This window comes from Pseudomonas sp. FEN (assembly GCF_904067045.1).
Lineage (GTDB): Bacteria > Pseudomonadota > Gammaproteobacteria > Pseudomonadales > Pseudomonadaceae > Aquipseudomonas.
In genome coordinates this window covers 1-18,486 of record NZ_CAJFDC010000017.1, presented here as the reverse complement: position 1 = coordinate 18,486, position 18,486 = coordinate 1, and the positions used below count along the sequence as shown (strand labels likewise).

Annotated in this window: 4 protein-coding genes and 13 pseudogenes; 9 read left to right on the top strand and 8 right to left on the bottom strand. The window is 60.2% G+C overall.

Going from position 1 to position 18,486, the window contains the following annotated elements; all coding sequences use genetic code 11:
• The 3 pseudogenes from PFEN_RS31215 to PFEN_RS20070 form a co-directional block, all read right to left on the bottom strand.
• Nucleotides 1–652 (bottom strand): annotated as a pseudogene (locus PFEN_RS31215) (TonB-dependent receptor plug domain-containing protein); the annotation flags it as partial.
• Nucleotides 653–771: 119 nt separating this feature from the next.
• Nucleotides 772–1,676, bottom strand: a pseudogene (locus PFEN_RS20075) (FecR family protein).
• 164 nt (nucleotides 1,677–1,840) lie between these two features.
• Nucleotides 1,841–2,357 (bottom strand): annotated as a pseudogene (locus PFEN_RS20070) (RNA polymerase sigma factor).
• Between the two features lie 1,493 nt (nucleotides 2,358–3,850).
• Here PFEN_RS20070 and PFEN_RS20065 point away from each other — a divergent pair.
• Nucleotides 3,851–4,285 (top strand): hypothetical protein, encoded by a 435-nt coding sequence (locus PFEN_RS20065; protein ID WP_191487337.1) that lies wholly within the window; start codon nucleotides 3,851–3,853, stop codon nucleotides 4,283–4,285.
• A 496-nt stretch (nucleotides 4,286–4,781) separates the two neighbouring features.
• Here the strand turns inward: PFEN_RS20065 and PFEN_RS20060 are convergent.
• Nucleotides 4,782–5,245 (bottom strand): annotated as a pseudogene (locus tag PFEN_RS20060) (methylglyoxal synthase).
• Nucleotides 5,246–5,291: 46 nt separating this feature from the next.
• A pseudogene (gene gap, locus PFEN_RS20055) lies at nucleotides 5,292–6,280 on the bottom strand (type I glyceraldehyde-3-phosphate dehydrogenase); the annotation flags it as partial.
• Nucleotides 6,281–6,492: 212 nt separating this feature from the next.
• Here gap (PFEN_RS20055) and PFEN_RS20050 point away from each other — a divergent pair.
• Nucleotides 6,493–7,794, top strand: a pseudogene (locus PFEN_RS20050) (dihydroxy-acid dehydratase).
• 266 nt (nucleotides 7,795–8,060) lie between these two features.
• Here PFEN_RS20050 and PFEN_RS31080 read toward each other — a convergent pair.
• Together PFEN_RS31080 and PFEN_RS30720 are read right to left on the bottom strand one after the other, a co-directional pair.
• Nucleotides 8,061–8,198: pseudogene (locus tag PFEN_RS31080) on the bottom strand (hypothetical protein); the annotation flags it as partial.
• Between the two features lie 109 nt (nucleotides 8,199–8,307).
• Nucleotides 8,308–9,261 (bottom strand): annotated as a pseudogene (locus PFEN_RS30720) (dihydroxy-acid dehydratase); the annotation flags it as partial.
• Between the two features lie 440 nt (nucleotides 9,262–9,701).
• Here PFEN_RS30720 and gap (PFEN_RS20035) point away from each other — a divergent pair.
• Both gap (PFEN_RS20035) and PFEN_RS20030 read left to right on the top strand, forming a co-directional pair.
• A pseudogene (gene gap / locus PFEN_RS20035) lies at nucleotides 9,702–10,704 on the top strand (type I glyceraldehyde-3-phosphate dehydrogenase).
• 35 nt (nucleotides 10,705–10,739) lie between these two features.
• Nucleotides 10,740–11,203: pseudogene (locus PFEN_RS20030) on the top strand (methylglyoxal synthase).
• 444 nt (nucleotides 11,204–11,647) lie between these two features.
• Here PFEN_RS20030 and PFEN_RS31210 read toward each other — a convergent pair.
• A complete protein-coding gene (locus PFEN_RS31210; protein ID WP_318192850.1) occupies nucleotides 11,648–11,893 on the bottom strand; it encodes a hypothetical protein in 246 nt (81 codons plus the stop codon).
• Between the two features lie 827 nt (nucleotides 11,894–12,720).
• Between PFEN_RS31210 and PFEN_RS20020 the strand changes: the two genes are divergently transcribed.
• The 5 genes and pseudogenes from PFEN_RS20020 to PFEN_RS20000 form a co-directional block, all read left to right on the top strand.
• Nucleotides 12,721–13,173, top strand: a complete 453-nt coding sequence (locus PFEN_RS20020) for a hypothetical protein (protein ID WP_224770957.1) — start codon at nucleotides 12,721–12,723, stop codon at nucleotides 13,171–13,173.
• 452 nt (nucleotides 13,174–13,625) lie between these two features.
• Nucleotides 13,626–14,145 (top strand): annotated as a pseudogene (locus PFEN_RS20015) (RNA polymerase sigma factor).
• A gap of 105 nt (nucleotides 14,146–14,250) precedes the next feature.
• A pseudogene (locus PFEN_RS20010) lies at nucleotides 14,251–15,218 on the top strand (FecR family protein).
• Nucleotides 15,219–15,336: 118 nt separating this feature from the next.
• Nucleotides 15,337–17,917, top strand: a pseudogene (locus tag PFEN_RS20005) (TonB-dependent receptor).
• A gap of 115 nt (nucleotides 17,918–18,032) precedes the next feature.
• Nucleotides 18,033–18,486: biliverdin-producing heme oxygenase (locus PFEN_RS20000; protein WP_191488541.1), on the top strand; the 454-nt coding region annotated here is incomplete at its 3' end.

Genomic DNA, 18,486 nt, shown 5'->3' with positions numbered 1-18,486 from the left:
TGAAGAAACTGTCGGGAATCTCGACGCCATCGACCTGGGTCAGGATCCGGTCGCCGTCGATACCGCGAATGTTGTAGTGGTTGATGCCACCGCCGCGCTGGCCGGTGCCGCCCACCGAGACGCCGGGTTCGTCACGCACCAGTTCCTTGAGGTATTGACGTTCTGGCGGTCGAGTTGCTGGCGGTCCTCACCGTCACGGTGTTGGGCACCGAGCTGACGTCCTGCTCCTGGCGGGTGGCGCTGATGGTTAGCTGCTCCAGGTTCAGGGTGCTGCCGCTGGCGCGTTTTTCCAGGACGATGCTGTTGTCGCCGACTTTGCGGTAGCTCAGGTTGGTGCCGACCAGCAGGCGTTCAAAGCTGTTTCCGGCGGCAGTGCTCCTGCACGCCGGGTGAGGCCACGGCCTGGCCGAGCTCGGCGGGCAAGCCGACCTGCCAGCCGGTGATCGCGGTGAAGGCATTGAGCGCCGACACCAGGGGTTGTTGCGCGATCCGAGAAACGGTAGTTGCCCAGACTCCTGGCCGGTTGTTCGGCGCTACCGGCGGCCAGCACCGGCGTCGCTTGCGCGGCGGCCAACAGGATGGCGGCGAGCACGGACAGGCTGCATTGTTGCAGGCCGCCGGTGCGGGCCTTGAAGGTGAAACGAGTGGGCATCGATAGCGCTCCCGGGTGGACGAATCGTTATAGGTGCTTAGCGGTTCAAAATGAGAATCACTTGCAATTGGATATAACGAGACGAATCACCGAGGGCTATCGCGTAAAAATAACTGTTCTCAGTTGAGAATCACCAGTGCCGGGTACTCCGAGACCTTGGCGGAGGTGATCTGGGCCAGGGCGCGGACCACGTCCAGGGGCTTGTCCAGGCGGTAGTTGCCAGTAACGGCGACTTGGGCCAGGTGCTCGTTGTTGTTGATGATCCAGCCGGGTAATAGCGGCGCAGTTCGGCCAGCACCTGGCTCATCGGGCAATTTTCGAACACCAGGCGGCCCTGGACCCAGGCCAGTCCTTCTGCGCATCGAGCTTTTTCCGGGCGCCCGAAGCCGTGGGGACCGACCCGTACACTGTTGCCGGCGGACAGGCGCAGGCGGGCGCTGTCGTCGAGGGTGCGCAGGTCGACAGCGCCGCGCTGGACCTGCACTTGCGCCTCACCGTCGAGGTAAACGCACCGCGAAGCTGGTATCGCTGACGCTGGCGCGGACCGGTCCGGCATCGATTTCCAGCGGTAGCTCGCGTTCGGCGGCGACTTCGAAGAATGCCTCGCCCTTGTACAGCCGGGCCTGGTGTTGGCGTTCGTTGAAGCGGCTGGAGAATGCCGAGTTGGTGTTGAGCAGGACCTTCGAGCCATCCTCGAGTTGCAGGTGCTGGCGTTCGCCGGCCACGGTCAGGTGATCGGCCTGCAGGCGCAGGGGCAGGTTGCCGTGGATGCGAGGGCGATCAGCAGCGCGGCGGCGCTGGCCAGGGGTTTCCAGTGCGGGCGCAGGCGTCGCGACAGTGACGGGCGCCGCTGTTGTTGCAGGACCTGGGCGGCGGCGAACACTGGCTGCGCATTCCAGGCGTCGCTGGCGCGCGCATAGGCCTGGGCATGGCGCGGGTCGGCGGCGTACCAGGCTTCGAAGGCGGCCTGTTGTTCGGCGCTCGGGTACTCCATCAGGATCAGCCAGTCCAGTGCCTGATCCATGGCCGGGTCGTGCGGCACCTGCCCGGAGGCGGAAGGGCGCGGGTCTGACTGTTTGTCACGGGTGTTCCTCGGCAACGGTTGCCACGGTTTGGTTCAACGGCCTTATGATTTTGAGCGATAGCGCTGGCTCTTGAGCTGACTGCCACGCGACCCGGGTCTGGAGCTTAAGGGCGATCCAATCGTTCGGCCACCTCGACACAGATCGCCATGATCAGTTTGAGCTCTTTTTGCACGGTGCTCAGGGACACGTCGAGCTGTTCGCGATCTCCTGGTAACCGCGCCCGTGGAGGCGACTGAGGATGAAAATCCGTTGCTGGCGGGCACTCAACCGAGCGAGGCTGACGCTCAGGCGCTGGAGTATCTGCTCAGCGTGGGCGGCGTCTTCCGCCGTACTCAGGGGCGCGGCGACATTCTGCATCACAGCCAACGGCACATCGTCCATCAGGGTGCGCGACTGGATACGGCGCGCGCGCAGATGATCCAGCGCCAGGTTGCGCGCGGTCTGGAACACGAAGGGTTCGAGGTGATCCACCGGGTGTTCGCTCAGGGCGCGGGTGACCCGCAGGTAGGTTTCCTGCAGCAGATCCTCGGCGGTGCTGGGTTGTTGACCATGCGCTGCAAGGTCCGCAGCAGCGTGACACGCTGGGCGAGGAAGACAGTGTTGAAATGGGATTGACTCACGGAAGCACCGGACCGATGACAAGTTAATGATAATGCTTATCATCTGTATTGTTGGTCAAGCCCTGATACGCTCCTTGTTCTTCCAGTGTTTGAGGCATCCGGCTGATCGGACCCGCAGCGACCTACTACTGAGCCGGCCTGCTGGCGATGGCGCCCTGATGGGCGATACAAGATCGACCAGTTGCTGGAATCCAAACGAAACAAATAGGGTCGTTGCTCTTTTTGGATGCGTCACTGATAATGTTTCGCGAGGGCTCCTTAAAGAGCAGGGGTATTGAGCATCACGGCGACATTGGCTCAATACTGTGGATGTGCAAGGCTCGCGGCCTTGTGGTAGCGGCAACCGGCAACAATGGTTGGCTTCCGACCCCTTTCTCGTGGTCACACGGGGACGTGCTAAGCGAAGCGCTGCGACTACCAGCCCTCATTATTTTCTTGAAAAGGTGCTCATCTTAGAGCTCCTTTTTTGCTTTCAGAGTGCCGACTTTCGTTGCGTGAGGACTACGGTGTAGTTTGTAGGCGGTCACCACGAGTAGAAGTTGTTTCCCTCTGTGTCCAACTGTGGCGAAAGAATCACACATCCCTTTGCACTCTTCAGAAGGGTCAGGCGATAACCGTCTGCGGTGAGGTGAAACTCACATAGGATCTGTGCGCCCGGCGAACAGATGGTCGCTACATACATTGCAACATCGTGAATGCTCTTGCATCCCCACTTGGGAAGCTCGTGCCCGTGGCCTTGCCAGATATGATTGACTCCGAAGCCTTTGTTTACACCGACATGTTTACCCACCCTGAGATAGATTTCGCCGCCGGTAACGTGAGGTTTCGACTGCTATAGCCTGGAATCAAGCCATAGCTTGGAAGGCCCGTCACGGGATGCGGTATGAAGTCATCTTCGTGCAAATTACAGTAATCGTGTAGGGGCTTGGGTGGTGAGGTCTGTGACAAGGAAGAGCATCCTTTGCGTTGTACTCCTGATTATGCACAAGCAAATAGGTGTTCAGACTGTTTGAAGTTTTAAGCAATAAAATTTTCGTATTGCGATGTGCTTGTTCAATATTCAGTCTGATATTGCGGTATTTGATTGGGGTAAAGAATTTTGCAGATTTTAAGTCGTTGTTTTTAGATGAATGTGTAGGCTGTTTCTTATTTATATGCTCAATTCATCAATATTTTGCTAGTAGATGAAGCGGTTTGCAAAAAAATCTCATATTTCCTACATGTTTCAGGTGTGGGAGAATATTGCGTGCGCGAAAGGTGAACGCTAGAGTCTGGTTGTCGCTGCAAATTCAGCGATACGGGTTTTGCAGCCCGGAATAGCAAAGGCGTACAGCGCCGCGAAAGCGGTTTTGTGCTCGCTTCATGGTGAGCTGTGCGCAGGAGGCTTCGGCCTGCCGGTTCCTTTGCTCCGGTCTGCAAACCTGTGTACGGCTCGCCACCTTTCGTTTTGCAGCGTGGGTGACGAGTTCCTTATCTAGCAAAGGAGCTTTACCATGACCAAGAAGATCACCCCCGATCCGCCGACCGTTCGCAATGCCTCCAGTACGGCGGACAAAGAGATGTACCTGCGTAAATTCTCTGACGAATCTTCAAGCGAGGTTGCGCCGGTCCCGGCAAATACGGCTCGTTTGCTCGATACCCTCGCGCTCACCTGCTCCAAACCCATCATCCCCGTAGCCCCGCACAAGCCCACACTATTTGCCATTCAACCGGGCATCAGTGCCCAGGATGCGTTGACCTACGTTTCGAATCTGCTCGAAACAGCGGAGCTCAATGGCGATGAAATCAGCTTGCATACCAATCCCGTCGAACGGGCGTTGTTCTGGGGCATGTTGCATTCGGTGGAAGTGGCGCGCGCGGTGGTGGATGCGTTGTTGGAGGGGGCGTGCTTACCTGATCCCGCTTCACCGTCGTTGGACAGCCAATAAGCAAAAACGAAAAAACCGCCCAAAGCGCAATGCAGTCCACCCAAAATGTAGTTCACCTAATAAAGGGAGGTGAACACAGTACCTGTGGGAGCAGAGCTTGCTCGCGAAAGGGCCCTTGAAGTCGTTAAAAGCTTCGCGGGCAAGCTCCGCTCCCACAAGGTAAGGGTGGGCTTCTAATACCGTGTTTTCTTAAGTGAACGACGTTGTGTCAAAGGCGGGCTTTCAAAACCTTCGTATATCCCTCGGCGAAATCAATGCTTAAAGCATTTGAGCCCTGTCCGGGTGGCTAATGGAGCAAATCCTATGGATAAGCAAAGGACTCGTCAACGGTTAGAGAGCGCTGACGCAGCGATAACGGTGTCACGTTCACCATCGCTATCGCCAGCGAGCTGGCTCCTACAAAATCGGTGTTTCACCACGAGATTTTGTCGAGCCTGCCCCGGCGTCCCGGCAAGCCAGGTTCCCGAGGGATCGTGCTCAACCTGCCTGATCGGCGTTAACGCCGTGCCGCCAGATACGCCTCATAATCCGGCACCCGATACTCATGCGCCTGTTCCATCAACGGGCTGCTGAGCAGGTAATCGGCGCTGCACTCGTTGCAGGCCACGGAATGTTCCACACCGCCGCGACCCGCAGCAACGCCTTGATATCCGGGTCGTGGGGCTGCGGTTCGAACGGGTCCCAGAAGAAAATCAGCATGTCCACCCGCTGCTCGGCAATACGCGCGCCCAACTGCTGGTCGCCGCCCAATGGGCCGCTGATCATACTCTCCACCGGCAGCCCCAGACGCTTGTTCAACAACAAACCGGTTGTGCCGGTGGCCACCAGTTCATGCTGAGCCAGACGCTCTTTCTGGCGCTCGGCCCAGTCCAGCAGAAACACTTTGCAATGGTCGTGGGCGACCAGGGCGATACGCTTGCGCGCCGCCATGGTGGTATGGGTAAAGCTGATCCCTATCATCGGTTCCTGCTGCACGCCTGTTCCTCGTTCCACGGTTATTCGGCGTTGCACAGCGCAGGCAGTTATCCAGCATGCGGTTGGAGAAGCCCCACTCGTTGTCGTACCAGGCCAGGACCTTGAGCAGCTTGCCGCTGGCCTTGGTGTGGTTGGCGTCGAAGATCGACGACAGCGGGTTGTGGTTGAAATCGCTGGAAACCAGGGGCAGGGTGTTGTAACCGAGGATCTTCGAATGCTGGCTGGCTTCCTTGAGCAGGGCGTTGACCTCGTCGGCGCTGGCCTCGCGCTTGAGCTGCACGGTCAGGTCCACCAGGGACACGTTGATCACCGGCACGCGCACGGCCATGCCGGTCAGCTTGCCCGCCAGTTCCGGCAGCACCAGGCCGACGGCTTCGGCGGCGCCGGTCTTGCTCGGGATCATGTTCTGGGTCGCCGAGCGCGCGCGGTACGGGTCGGTGTGGTAGACGTCGGTCAGGTTCTGGTCGTTGGTGTAGGCGTGGATGGTGGTCATCAGGCCACTTTCGATGCCCAGCTCGCGGTGCAGCACCTGGGCCACCGGGGCCAGGCAGTTGGTGGTGCACGACGCGTTGAAATGATCTGGTGCGACTGGCGCAGGATGTCATGGTTGACCCCGTACACCACGGTGGCATCGGCGCCTTTGGCCGGTGCCGAGATAATCACTTTGCGGGCCCCGGCGCTCAGGTGCGCGGCGGCCTTGGCGCGGTCGGTGAACAGGCCGGTGCACTCGAAAACCACGTCGATCTTCTCGGCGGCCCACGGCAGTTCGGCCGGGTTGCGGATCGCGCTGACGGCAATCCGGTCGCCGTTGACGGTCAGGCTTTCGTTGTCATGCTCTACGCTGGCATCAAAGGTGCCGTGAACCGTGTCGTACTTGAGCAGGTGGGCATTGATGGCGCTGTCGCCCAGGTCGTTGATGGCGACGACCTGCAGGTCCTGACGGTAACCTTGGGTATAGAGTGCGCGCAGGACGTTGCGGCCGATGCGGCCAAAACCGTTGATTGCGATTCGTAGAGTCATTTAGGGAAGCGCCTTCCATAGATTTGTTGTTGGAATTACAAGATTATTCGCATAAAAATAGAAAACAAGCCTTTTTAGTGGCAATATTTTGTTTTATCTACAACGAGTGACCTGAGTCAACGGGTCCGGATGATTGCAAAGCCCCGTCGTATGAGGCTTTCGGTCAGCTAGGAACCACAGGTCGCCACATCCGTTAGCCTGGAGTTCTACACATGCATCCCCGCGTTCTAGAGGTCACCGAACGGCTTGTCGCCCGCAGCCGCGCTACTCGCCAGGCGTATCTGGCACTGATTCATGGCGCCGCCAGCGATGGCCCGATGCGCGGCAAGCTGCAATGCGCGAACTTTGCCCACGGCGTGGCCGGGTGTGGCAGCGACGACAAGCAGAACCTGCGTCTGATGAACGCCGCCAACGTGGCGATCGTTTCCTCCTATAACGACATGCTTTCCGCGCACCAGCCTTACGAAAACTATCCGCAACAGATCAAGCATGCCCTGCGCGAAATCGGCTCGGTCGGCCAGTTCGCTGGCGGTGTACCGGCCATGTGCGATGGCGTGACCCAGGGCGAGCCGGGCATGGAGCTGGGTATCGCCAGTCGCGAAGTGATCGCGATGTCCACCGCCGTGGCGCTGTCGCACAACATGTTCGATGCGGCGATGATGCTCGGCATCTGTGACAAGATCGTGCCCGGCCTGTTGATGGGCGCCTTGCGCTTCGGTCACCTGCCAACCATCTTCGTGCCCGGCGGGCCGATGGTCTCGGGATTTCCAACAAGGAAAAGGCCGATGTGCGCCAGCGCTATGCCGAAGGCAAGGCCAGCCGCGAGGAGCTGCTGGAATCGGAGATGAAGTCCTACCACAGCCCCCGGCACCTGCACCTTCTACGGCACCGCCAACACCAACCAGTTGCTGATGGAAGTCATGGGCCTGCACTTGCCGGGCTCGTCCTTCGTCAACCCCAATACCCCGCTGCGCGATGCCCTGACCCGCGAAGCGGCGCACCAGATCACCCGCCTGACCAAACAGAGCGGCAGCTTCATGCCCCTGGGTGAGATTGTAGACGAGCGTTCGCTGGTCAACTCGATCGTCGCGCTGCACGCCACCGGCGGTTCCACCAACCACACCCTGCACATGCCGGCGATCGCCCAGGCGGCCGGTATCCAGCTGACCTGGCAGGACATGGCCGACCTTTCCGAGGTGGTGCCGACCCTGTCCCACGTCTATCCGAACGGCAAGGCCGATATCAACCACTTCCAGGCGGCGGGCGGCATGGCCTTCCTGATCCGCGAACTGCTGGAAGCCGGCTTGTTGCACGAAGAGGTCAACACCGTGGCCGGCTTTCGGCCTCAGCCGCTACACCCAGGAGCCGTTCCTGCAGAACGGCGAAACTGGTCTGGCGCGACGGCCCGATCGAAAGCCTCGATGAAAAACATCCTGCGCCCGGTGGCCCGTGCCTTCTCCCCTGAGGGCGGCCTGCGGGTGATGGAAGGCAAACCTCGGGCGTGGCGTGAATGAAAGTTTCCGCCGTGGCAGTGGAACACCAGATCGTCGAAGCCCCGGCGGTGGTGTTCCAGGACCAGCAGGACCTGGCCGACGCGTTCAAGGCCGGCTTGCTGGAGAAGGATTTCGTCCGCGGTGATGCGCTTCCAGGGGCCGCGCTCCAACGGTATGCCCGAACTGCACCCGACGACCCCGTCTGCCCGGCTGCTGACCTGGCCACGGTCCTGCAGACGCGAGGAACGGTCATTGTGCAGTTCAGGCATACCGTTGGAGCGCGGCCCCTGGAAGCGCATCACCGCGACGAAATCCTTCTCCAGCAAGCCGGCCTTGAACGCGTCGGCCAGGTCCTGCTGGTCCTGGAACACCACCGCCGGGGCTTCGACGATCTGGTGTTCCACTGCCACGGCGGAAACTTTCATCACGCCACGCCCGAGGTTGCCTTCCATCACCCGCAGGGCCGCCCTCAGGGGAGAAGGCACGGGCCACCGGGCGCAGGATGTTTTCATCGAGGCTTTCGATCGGGCCGTCGCGCCAGACCAGTTCGCCGTTCTGCAGGAACGGCTCCTGGGTGTAGCGGCTGAGGCCGAAGCCGGCCACGGTGTTGACCTCTTCGTGCAACAAGCCGGCTTCCAGCAGTTCGCGGATCAGGAAGGCCATGCCGCCCGCCGCCTGGAAGTGGTTGATATCGGCCTTGCCGTTCGGATAGACGTGGGACAGGGTCGGCACCACCTCGGAAAGGTCGGCCATGTCCTGCCAGGTCAGCTGGATACCGGCCGCCTGGGCGATCGCCGCATGTGCAGGGTGTGGTTGGTGGAACCGCCGGTGGCGTGCAGCGCGACGATCGAGTTGACCAGCGAACGCTCGTCTACAATCTCACCCAGGGGCATGAAGCTGCCGCTCTGTTTGGTCAGGCGGGTGATCTGGTGCGCCGCTTCGCGGGTCAGGGCATCGCGCAGCGGGGTATTGGGGTTGACGAAGACGAGCCCGGCAAGTGCAGGCCCATGACTTCCATCAGCAACTGGTTGGTGTTGGCGGTGCCGTAGAAGGTGCAGGTGCCGGGCTGTGGTAGGACTTCATCTCCGATTCCAGCAGCTCCTCGCGGCTGGCCTTGCCTTCGGCATAGCGCTGGCGCACATCGGCCTTTTCCTTGTTGGAAATCCCCGAGACCATCGGCCCGCCGGGCACGAAGATGGTTGGCAGGTGACCGAAGCGCAAGGCGCCCATCAACAGGCCGGGCACGATCTTGTCACAGATGCCGAGCATCATCGCCGCATCGAACATGTTGTGCGACAGCGCCACGGCGGTGGACATCGCGATCACTTCGCGACTGGCGATACCCAGCTCCATGCCCGGCTCGCCCTGGGTCACGCCATCGCACATGGCCGGTACACCGCCAGCGAACTGGCCGACCGAGCCGATTTCGCGCAGGGCATGCTTGATCTGTTGCGGATAGTTTTCGTAAGGCTGGTGCGCGGAAAGCATGTCGTTATAGGAGGAAACGATCGCCACGTTGGCGGCGTTCATCAGACGCAGGTTCTGCTTGTCGTCGCTGCCACACCCGGCCACGCCGTGGGCAAAGTTCGCGCATTGCAGCTTGCCGCGCATCGGGCCATCGCTGGCGGCGCCATGAATCAGTGCCAGATACGCCTGGCGAGTAGCGCGGCTGCGGGCGACAAGCCGTTCGGTGACCTCTAGAACGCGGGGATGCATGTGTAGAACTCCAGGCTAACGGATGTGGCGACCTGTGGTTCCTAGCTGACCGAAAGCCTCATACGACGGGGCTTTGCAATCATCCGGACCCGTTGACTCAGGTCACTCGTTGTAGATAAAACAAAATATTGCCACTAAAAAGGCTTGTTTTCTATTTTTATGCGAATAATCTTGTAATTCCAACAACAAATCTATGGAAGGCGCTTCCCTAAATGACTCTACGAATCGCAATCAACGGTTTTGGCCGCATCGGCCGCAACGTCCTGCGCGCACTCTATACCCAAGGTTACCGTTCAGGACCTGCAGGTCGTCGCCATCAACGACCTGGGCGACAGCGCCATCAATGCCCACCTGCTCAAGTACGACACGGTTCACGGCACCTTTGATGCCAGCGTAGAGCATGACAACGAAAGCCTGACCGTCAACGGCGACCGGATTGCCGTCAGCGCGATCCGCAACCCGGCCGAACTGCCGTGGGCCGCCGAGAAGATCGACGTGGTTTTCGAGTGCACCGGCCTGTTCACCGACCGCGCCAAGGCCGCCGCGCACCTGAGCGCCGGGGCCCGCAAAGTGATTATCTCGGCACCGGCCAAAGGCGCCGATGCCACCGTGGTGTACGGGGTCAACCATGACATCCTGCGCCAGTCGCACCAGATCATTTCCAACGCGTCGTGCACCACCAACTGCCTGGCCCCGGTGGCCCAGGTGCTGCACCGCGAGCTGGGCATCGAAAGTGGCCTGATGACCACCATCCACGCCTACACCAACGACCAGAACCTGACCGACGTCTACCACACCGACCCGTACCGCGCGCGCTCGGCGACCCAGAACATGATCCCGAGCAAGACCGGCGCCGCCGAAGCCGTCGGCCTGGTGCTGCGGAACTGGCGGGCAAGCTGACCGGCATGGCCGTGCGCGTGCCGGTGATCAACGTGTCCCTGGTGGACCTGACCGTGCAGCTCAAGCGCGAGGCCAGCGCCGACGAGGTCAACGCCCTGCTCAAGGAAGCCAGCCAGCATTCGAAGATCCTCGGTTACAACACCCTGCCCCTGGTTTCCAGCGATTTTCAACCACAACCCGCTGTCGTCGATCTTCGACGCCAACCACACCAAGGCCAGCGGCAAGCTGCTCAAGGTCCTGGCCTGGTACGACAACGAGTGGGGCTTCTCCAACCGCATGCTGGATAACTGCCTGGCGCTGTGCAACGCCGAATAACCGTGGAACGAGGAACAGGCGTGCAGCAGGAACCGATGATAGGGATCAGCTTTACCCATACCACCATGGCGGCGCGCAAGCGTATCGCCCTGGTCGCCCACGACCATTGCAAAGTGTTTCTGCTGGACTGGGCCGAGCGCCAGAAAGAGCGTCTGGCTCAGCATGAACTGGTGGCCACCGGCACAACCGGTTTGTTGTTGAACAAGCGTCTGGGGCTGCCGGTGGAGAGTATGATCAGCGGCCCATTGGCGGCGACCAGCAGTTGGGCGCGCGTATTGCCGAGCAGCGGGTGGACATGCTGATTTTCTTCTGGGACCCGTTCGAACCGCAGCCCCACGACCCGGATATCAAGGCGTTGCTGCGGGTCGCGGCGGTGTGGAACATTCCCGTGGCCTGCAACGAGTGCAGCGCCGATTACCTGCTCAGCAGCCCGTTGATGGAACAGGCGCATGAGTATCGGGTGCCGGATTATGAGGCGTATCTGGCGGCACGGCGTTAACGCCGATCAGGCAGGTTGAGCACGATCCCTCGCGGAACCTGGCTTGCCGGGACGCCGGGGCAGGCTCGACAAAATCTCGTGGTGAAACACCGATTTTGTAGGAGCCAGCTCGCTGGCGATAGCGATGGTGAACGTGACACCGTTATCGCTGCGTCAGCGCTCTCTACCGTTGACGAGTCCTTTGCTTATCCATAGGATTTGCTCCATTAGCCACCCGGACAGGGCTCAAATGCTTTAAGCATTGATTTCGCCGAGGGATATACGAAGGTTTGAAAGCCCGCCTTTGACACAACGTCGTTCACTAAGAAAACACGGTATTAGAAGCCCACCCTTACCTTGTGGGAGCGGAGCTTGCCCGCGAAGCTTTTTAACGACTTCAAGGGCCCTTTCGCGAGCAAGCTCTGCTCCCACAGGTACTGTGTTCACCTCCCTTTATTAGGTGAACTACATTTTTGGGTGGACTGCATTGCGCTTTGGGCGGTTTTTTCGTTTTTGCTTATTGGCTGTCCAACGACGGTGAAGCGGATCAGGTAAGCACGCCCCCTCCAACAACGCATCCACCACCGCGCGCGCCACTTCCACCGAATGCAACATGCCCCAGAACAACGCCCGTTCGACGGGATTGGTATGCAAGCTGATTTCATCGCCATTGAGCTCCGCTGTTTCGAGCAGATTCGAAACGTAGGTCAACGCATCCTGGCACTGATGCCCGGTTGAATGGCAAATAGTGTGGGCTTGTGCGGGGCTACGGGGATGATGGGTTTGGAGCAGGTGAGCGCGAGGGTATCGAGCAAACGAGCCGTATTTGCCGGGACCGGCGCAACCTCGCTTGAAGATTCGTCAGAGAATTTACGCAGGTACATCTCTTTGTCCGCCGTACTGAGGCATTGCGAACGGTCGGCGGATCGGGGGTGATCTTCTGGTCATGGTAAAGCTCCTTTGCTAGATAAGGAACTCGTCACCACGCTGCAAAACGAAAGGTGGCGAGCCGTACACAGGTTTGCAGACCGGAGCAAAGGAACCGGCAGGCCGAAGCCTCCTGCGCACAGCTCACCATGAAGCGAGCACAAAAACCGCTTTCGCGGCGCTGTACGCCTTTGCTATTCCGGGCTGCAAAACCCGTATCGCTGAATTTGCAGCGACAACCAGACTCTAGCGTTCACCTTTCGCGCACGCAATATTCTCCCACACCTGAAACATGTAGGAAATATGAGATTTTTTTGCAAACCGCTTCATCTACTAGCAAAATATTGATGAATTGAGCATATAAATAAGAAACAGCCTACACATTCATCTAAAAACAACGACTTAAAATCTGCAAAATTCTTTACCCCAATCAAATACCGCAATATCAGACTGAATATTGAACAAGCACATCGCAATACGAAAATTTTATTGCTTAAAACTTCAAACAGTCTGAACACCTATTTGCTTGTGCATAATCAGGAGTACAACGCAAAGGATGCTCTTCCTTGTCACAGACCTCACCACCCAAGCCCCTACACGATTACTGTAATTTGCACGAAGATGACTTCATACCGCATCCCGTGACGGGCCTTCCAAGCTATGGCTTGATTCCAGGCTATAGCAGTCGAAACCTCACGTTACCGGCGGGCGAAATCTATCTCAGGGTGGGTAAACATGTCGGTGTAAACAAAGGCTTCGGAGTCAATCATATCTGGCAAGGCCACGGGCACGAGCTTCCCAAGTGGGGATGCAAGAGCATTCACGATGTTGCAATGTATGTAGCGACCATCTGTTCGCCGGGCGCACAGATCCTATGTGAGTTTCACCTCACCGCAGACGGTTATCGCCTGACCCTTCTGAAGAGTGCAAAGGGATGTGTGATTCTTTCGCCACAGTTGGACACAGAGGGAAACAACTTCTACTCGGTGGTGACCGCCTACAAACTACACCGTAGTCCTCACGCAACGAAAGTCGGCACTCTGAAAGCAAAAAAGGAGCTCTAAGATGAGCACCTTTTCAAGAAAATAATGAGGGCTGGTAGTCGCAGCGCTTCGCTTAGCACGTCCCCGTGTGACACGAGAAAGGGGTCGGAAGCCAACCATTGTTGCCGGTTGCCGCTACCACAAGGCCGGCGAGCCTTGCACATCCACAGTATTGAGCCAATGTCGCCGTGATGCTCAATACCCCTGCTCTTTAAGGAGCCCTCGCGAAACATTATCAGTGACGCATCCAAAAAGAGCAACGACCCTATTTGTTTTCGTTTGGATTCCAGCAACTGGTCGATCTTGTATCGCCCATCAGGGCGCCATCGCCAGCAGGCCGGCTCAGTAGTAGGTCGCTGCGGGTCCGATCAGCCGGATGCCTCAAACACTGGAAGAACAAGGAGCGTATCAGGGCTTGACCAACAATACAGATGATAAGCATTATCATTACTTGTCATCGGTCCGGTGCTTCCGTGAGTCAATCCCATTTCAACACTGTCTTCCTCGCCCAGCGTGTCACGCTGCTGCGGACCTTGCAGCGCATGGTCAACAACCCCAGCACCGCCGAGGATCTGCTGCAGGAAACCTACCTGCGGGTCACCCGCGCCCTGAGCGAACACCCGGTGGATCACCTCGAACCCTTCGTGTTCCAGACCGCGCGCAACCTGGCGCTGGATTCATCTGCGCGCGCGCCGTATCCAGTCGCGCACCCTGATGGACGATGTGCCGTTGGCTGTGATGCAGAATGTCGCCGCGCCCCTGAGTACGGCGGAAGACGCCGCCCACGCTGAGCAGATACTCCAGCGCCTGAGCGTCAGCCTCGCTCGGTTGAGTGCCCGCCAGCAACGGATTTTCATTCCTCAGTCGCCTCCACGGGCGCGGTTACCAGGAGATCGCCGAACAGCTCGACGTGTCCTGAGCACCGTGCAAAAAGAGCTCAAACTGATCATGGCGATCTGTGTCGAGGTGGCCGAACGATTGGATCGCCCTTAAGCTCCAGACCCGGGTCGCGTGGCAGTCAGCTCAAGAGCCAGCGCTATCGCTCAAAATCATAAGGCCGTTGAACCAAACCGTGGCAACCGTTGCCGAGGAACACCCGTGACAAACAGTCAAGACCCGCGCCCTTCCGCCTCCGGCAGGTGCCGCCACGACCCGGCCATGGATCAGGCACTGGACTGGCTGATCCTGATGGAGTACCCGAGCGCCGAACAACAGGCCGCCTTCGAAGCCTGGTACGCCGCCGACCCGCGCCATGCCCAGGCCTATGCGCGCGCCAGCGACGCCTGGAATGCGCAGCCAGTGTTCGCCGCCGCCCAGGTCCTGCAACAACAGCGGCGCCCGTCACTGTCGCGACGCCTGCGCCCGCACTGGAAAACCCCTGGCCAGCGCCGCCGCGCTGCTGATCGCCCTCGGCATCCACGGCAACCTGCCCCTGCGCCTGCAGGCCGATCACCTGACCGTGGCCGGCGAACGCCAGCACCTGCAACTCGAGGATGGCTCGAAGGTCCTGCTCAACACCAACTCGGCATTCTCCAGCCGCTTCAACGAACGCCAACACCAGGCCCGGCTGTACAAGGGCGAGGCATTCTTCGAAGTCGCCGCCGAACGCGAGCTACCGCTGGAAATCGATGCCGGACCGGTCCGCGCCAGCGTCAGCGATACCAGCTTCGCGGTGCGTTACCTCGACGGTGAGGCGCAAGTGCAGGTCCAGCGCGGCGCTGTCGACCTGCGCACCCTCGACGACAGCGCCCGCCTGCGCCTGTCCGCCGGCAACAGTGTACGGGTCGGTCCCCACGGCTTCGGGCGCCCGGAAAAGCTCGATGCGCAGAAGGACCTGGCCTGGGTCCAGGGCCGCCTGGTGTTCGAAAATTGCCCGATGAGCCAGGTGCTGGCCGAACTGCGCCGCTATTACCCCGGCTGGATCATCAACAACAACGAGCACCTGGCCCAAGTCGCCGTTACTGGCAACTACCGCCTGGACAAGCCCCTGGACGTGGTCCCGCGCCCTGGCCCAGATCACCTCCGCCAAGGTCTCGGAGTACCCGGCACTGGTGATTCTCAACTGAGAACAGTTATTTTTACGCGATAGCCCTCGGTGATTCGTCTCGTTATATCCAATGCAAGTGATTCTCATTTTGAACCGCTAAGCACCTATAACGATTCGTCCACCCGGGAGCGCTATCGATGCCCACTCGTTTCACCTTCAAGGCCCGCACCGGCGGCCTGCAACAATGCAGCCTGTCCGTGCTCGCCGCCATCCTGTTGGCCGCCGCGCAAGCGACGCCGGTGCTGGCCGCCGGTAGCGCCGAACAACCGGCCAGGAGTCTGGGCAACTACCGTTTCTCGATCGCGCAACAACCCCTGGTGTCGGCGCTCAATGCCTTCACCGCGATCACCGGCTGGCAGGTCGGCTTGCCCGCCGAGCTCGGCCAGGCCGTGGCCTCACCCGGCGTGCAGGAGCACTGCCGCCGGAAACAGCTTTGGAACGCCTGCTGGTCGGCACCAACCTGAGCTACCGCAAAGTCGGCGACAACAGCATCGTCCTGGAAAAAACGCGCCAGCGCAGCACCCTGAACCTGGAGCAGCTAACCATCAGCGCCACCCGCCAGGAGCAGGACGTCAGCTCGGTGCCCAACACCGTGACGGTGAAGGACCGCCAGCAACTCGACCGCCAGAACGTCAATACCCTCAAGGAACTGGTGCGTGACGAACCCGGCGTCTCGGTGGGCGGCACCGGCCAGCGCGGCGGTGGCATCAACCACTACAACATTCGCGGTATCGACGGCGACCGGATCCTGACCCAGGTCGATGGCGTCGAGATTCCCGACAGTTTCTTCAATGGCCCTTACGCCAGCACCCAGCGCAACTACGTCGACCCGGAAATCGTTCAAACGCGTGGAGATCCTCCGTGGTCCAGCGTCTGTGCTTTACGGCAGCAACGCCATCGGCGGCGCCGTGAGCTATTACACCCTCGACCCGGATGACATCATCAAGCCGGGCCAGGACATCGGCGCCCGCCTGAAGAGCGGCTACAGTTCGGCAACAGCAGTTGGCTGAGCTCGGCCACCGTCGCCGGACGCACGGGCGATGTCGATGGCCTGCTGCACCTGAGCCAACGCAACGGCCGTCAGACCGAGTCCTATGGCGACACTGGCGGCAGCGGCCTGGACCGCACCGCGGCCAATCCGGAGCAGGTCCGGACCACCAACGTGCTGGCCAAACTGGGTTGGAACTACAACGACGACTCACGCCTGGGCCTGACCTACGAGCGCTACAAGGACGATGTCGATACCAACCAGCGCAGCGCCGTGGGCGGTCCGTTCAACGCCGGCCAGCCACTGGGCATGTACCGCTCGCGCACGGGCAACGACACCATCGGCCGCGAACGTTTCGGCATCGAAAACCGCTTCGGTCTGGACAGTGTCGTGGCCGATCACCTCAAGCTGAGCCTGAACTACCAGATCGCGAAAACCGACCAGAGCACCCTGGAAAACTATTTCCCCTTCACCCGTAACGTCCTGCGCCGCCGCGACACGGTCTACGAAGAAAACCAGTGGGTCTTCGATGCCCAGGCCGACAAAGCCTTCAATGTCGGGGAGACCGATCACCTGTTGACCTACGGCACCACGCTCAAGCAACAGAAAGTCAGTGGTTCACGCAGCGGTTCCGCTACCTGCCTGGCCGTGAGCCGGGGTTGTACCGCCGTGGGCGCCGACAGCCCGTCCGACCGTCTGGTCAAGTCCAGCGACTTCCCGGACCCGACGCTCGACAGCTACAGCCTGTTCGCCCAGGACCAGATTGGCTGGAACCGCTGGACCTTCCTGCCGGGCCTGCGCTATGACTACACCCAACTCAAGCCGCGGATCACCCAGGCGTTCCTCAACACCATCGCCGCGGCCGGTGGCGGCACCGTCGACGACGCCAACAAGACCTGGCATCGGATTTCGCCCAAGTTCGGCCTGACCTACGCCCTGAGCGACCAGTACACCTGGTACGGGCAGTACGCCGAAGGTTTCCGCACCCCATCGGCCAAGGCCCTGTACGGTCGTTTCCAGAACCTGAGCACGGGCTATCAGGTTGCGCCCAACCCGAACCTGCAACCGGAAAAGAGCAAAAGCTACTAAGCGGCGTGCGCGGCAAGTTCGAGCACGGCACCTTCGACCTCACGCTGTTCTACAACCAGTATCGCGACTTCATCAACGAGGACGCCATCGCCCCCGGCTACAGCGAGTTGACCTTCCAGAGCAACAACATCAAGCACGCCACCATCAAGGGCGGCGAACTCAAGGGACGCCTCGACCTGGATACCTTCGGCGCACCACCAGGCCTCTACAGCAAGGGCTCCCTGGCCTATGCCCATGGTCGCAACAACGACACCGGCCAACCGCTCAACAGCGTCAACCCATTGACCGCCGTCATGGGCCTGGGCTACGACCAGGACAACTACGGCGGCCTGTTGAGCTGGACGCTGGTGCAGCGCAAGAAGCTGGTGGACAGCAGCAACTTCTCTCGCCCGACGGCAAGGGCGAGCAGTTCAAGACCCCGAGCTACGGCGTGCTGGACCTGAGCGGCTACTACAAGGTCAGCCAGGATGTCACCGTCAACGCCGGCCTCTACAACCTGACCGACAAGCAGTACTGGAAACTGGGATGACGTGCGTGGCTACGACAGCGTCGGCGAAGCCGGTGTGCTGAACCCGGCCAACCTCGAGCGCCTGACCGCGCCGGGGCGCAATTTCTCGGTCAACCTGGTCTGGGACATCTGATCGAACCACCGCTCACCCGGGCGGATTTCACAGCGCCCGGACGAGTGTTTTTACTGTCACGCATCTTCTGATTCGTCCAGTCACACAGCGCCTCTTAATTCTCAAGGACATGGTCATGAGCACTCCGGACAACCGCCAGCAGCCGAGCCTGCGCTCGCAACGCCTGAACCAGATCACCCACGCGCCACATGCCAGGCTCGACCAGTTGGTCAAAGCCCATGCGCCATTTGAAACCCGAGCCGGTTTCGCCCGTTTCGTGGTGGCCCAGTACCTGTTCCAGTCGGAGCTGGTGGCGCTGTACAACGACCCCGAACTGATCGCCATCATCGCGGACCTGCCCGAGCGCTGCCGCGCCGAAGCGGCCAAGGCCGACCTCGCCGACCTCGACACCGAAGTACCGGCGCCGCTGGCCGGTGCCGTGAACAACCCGAGCAAGGCCGAGGCCCTGGGTTGGCTCTTCGTCTCCGAAGGCTCGAAGCTCGGCGCCGCGTTCCTGATCAAGCGCGCGATGGGCCTGGGCCTGGGCGAAAGCTTCGGCGCCCGCCATCTGGGCGAGCCGGCCGGTGGCC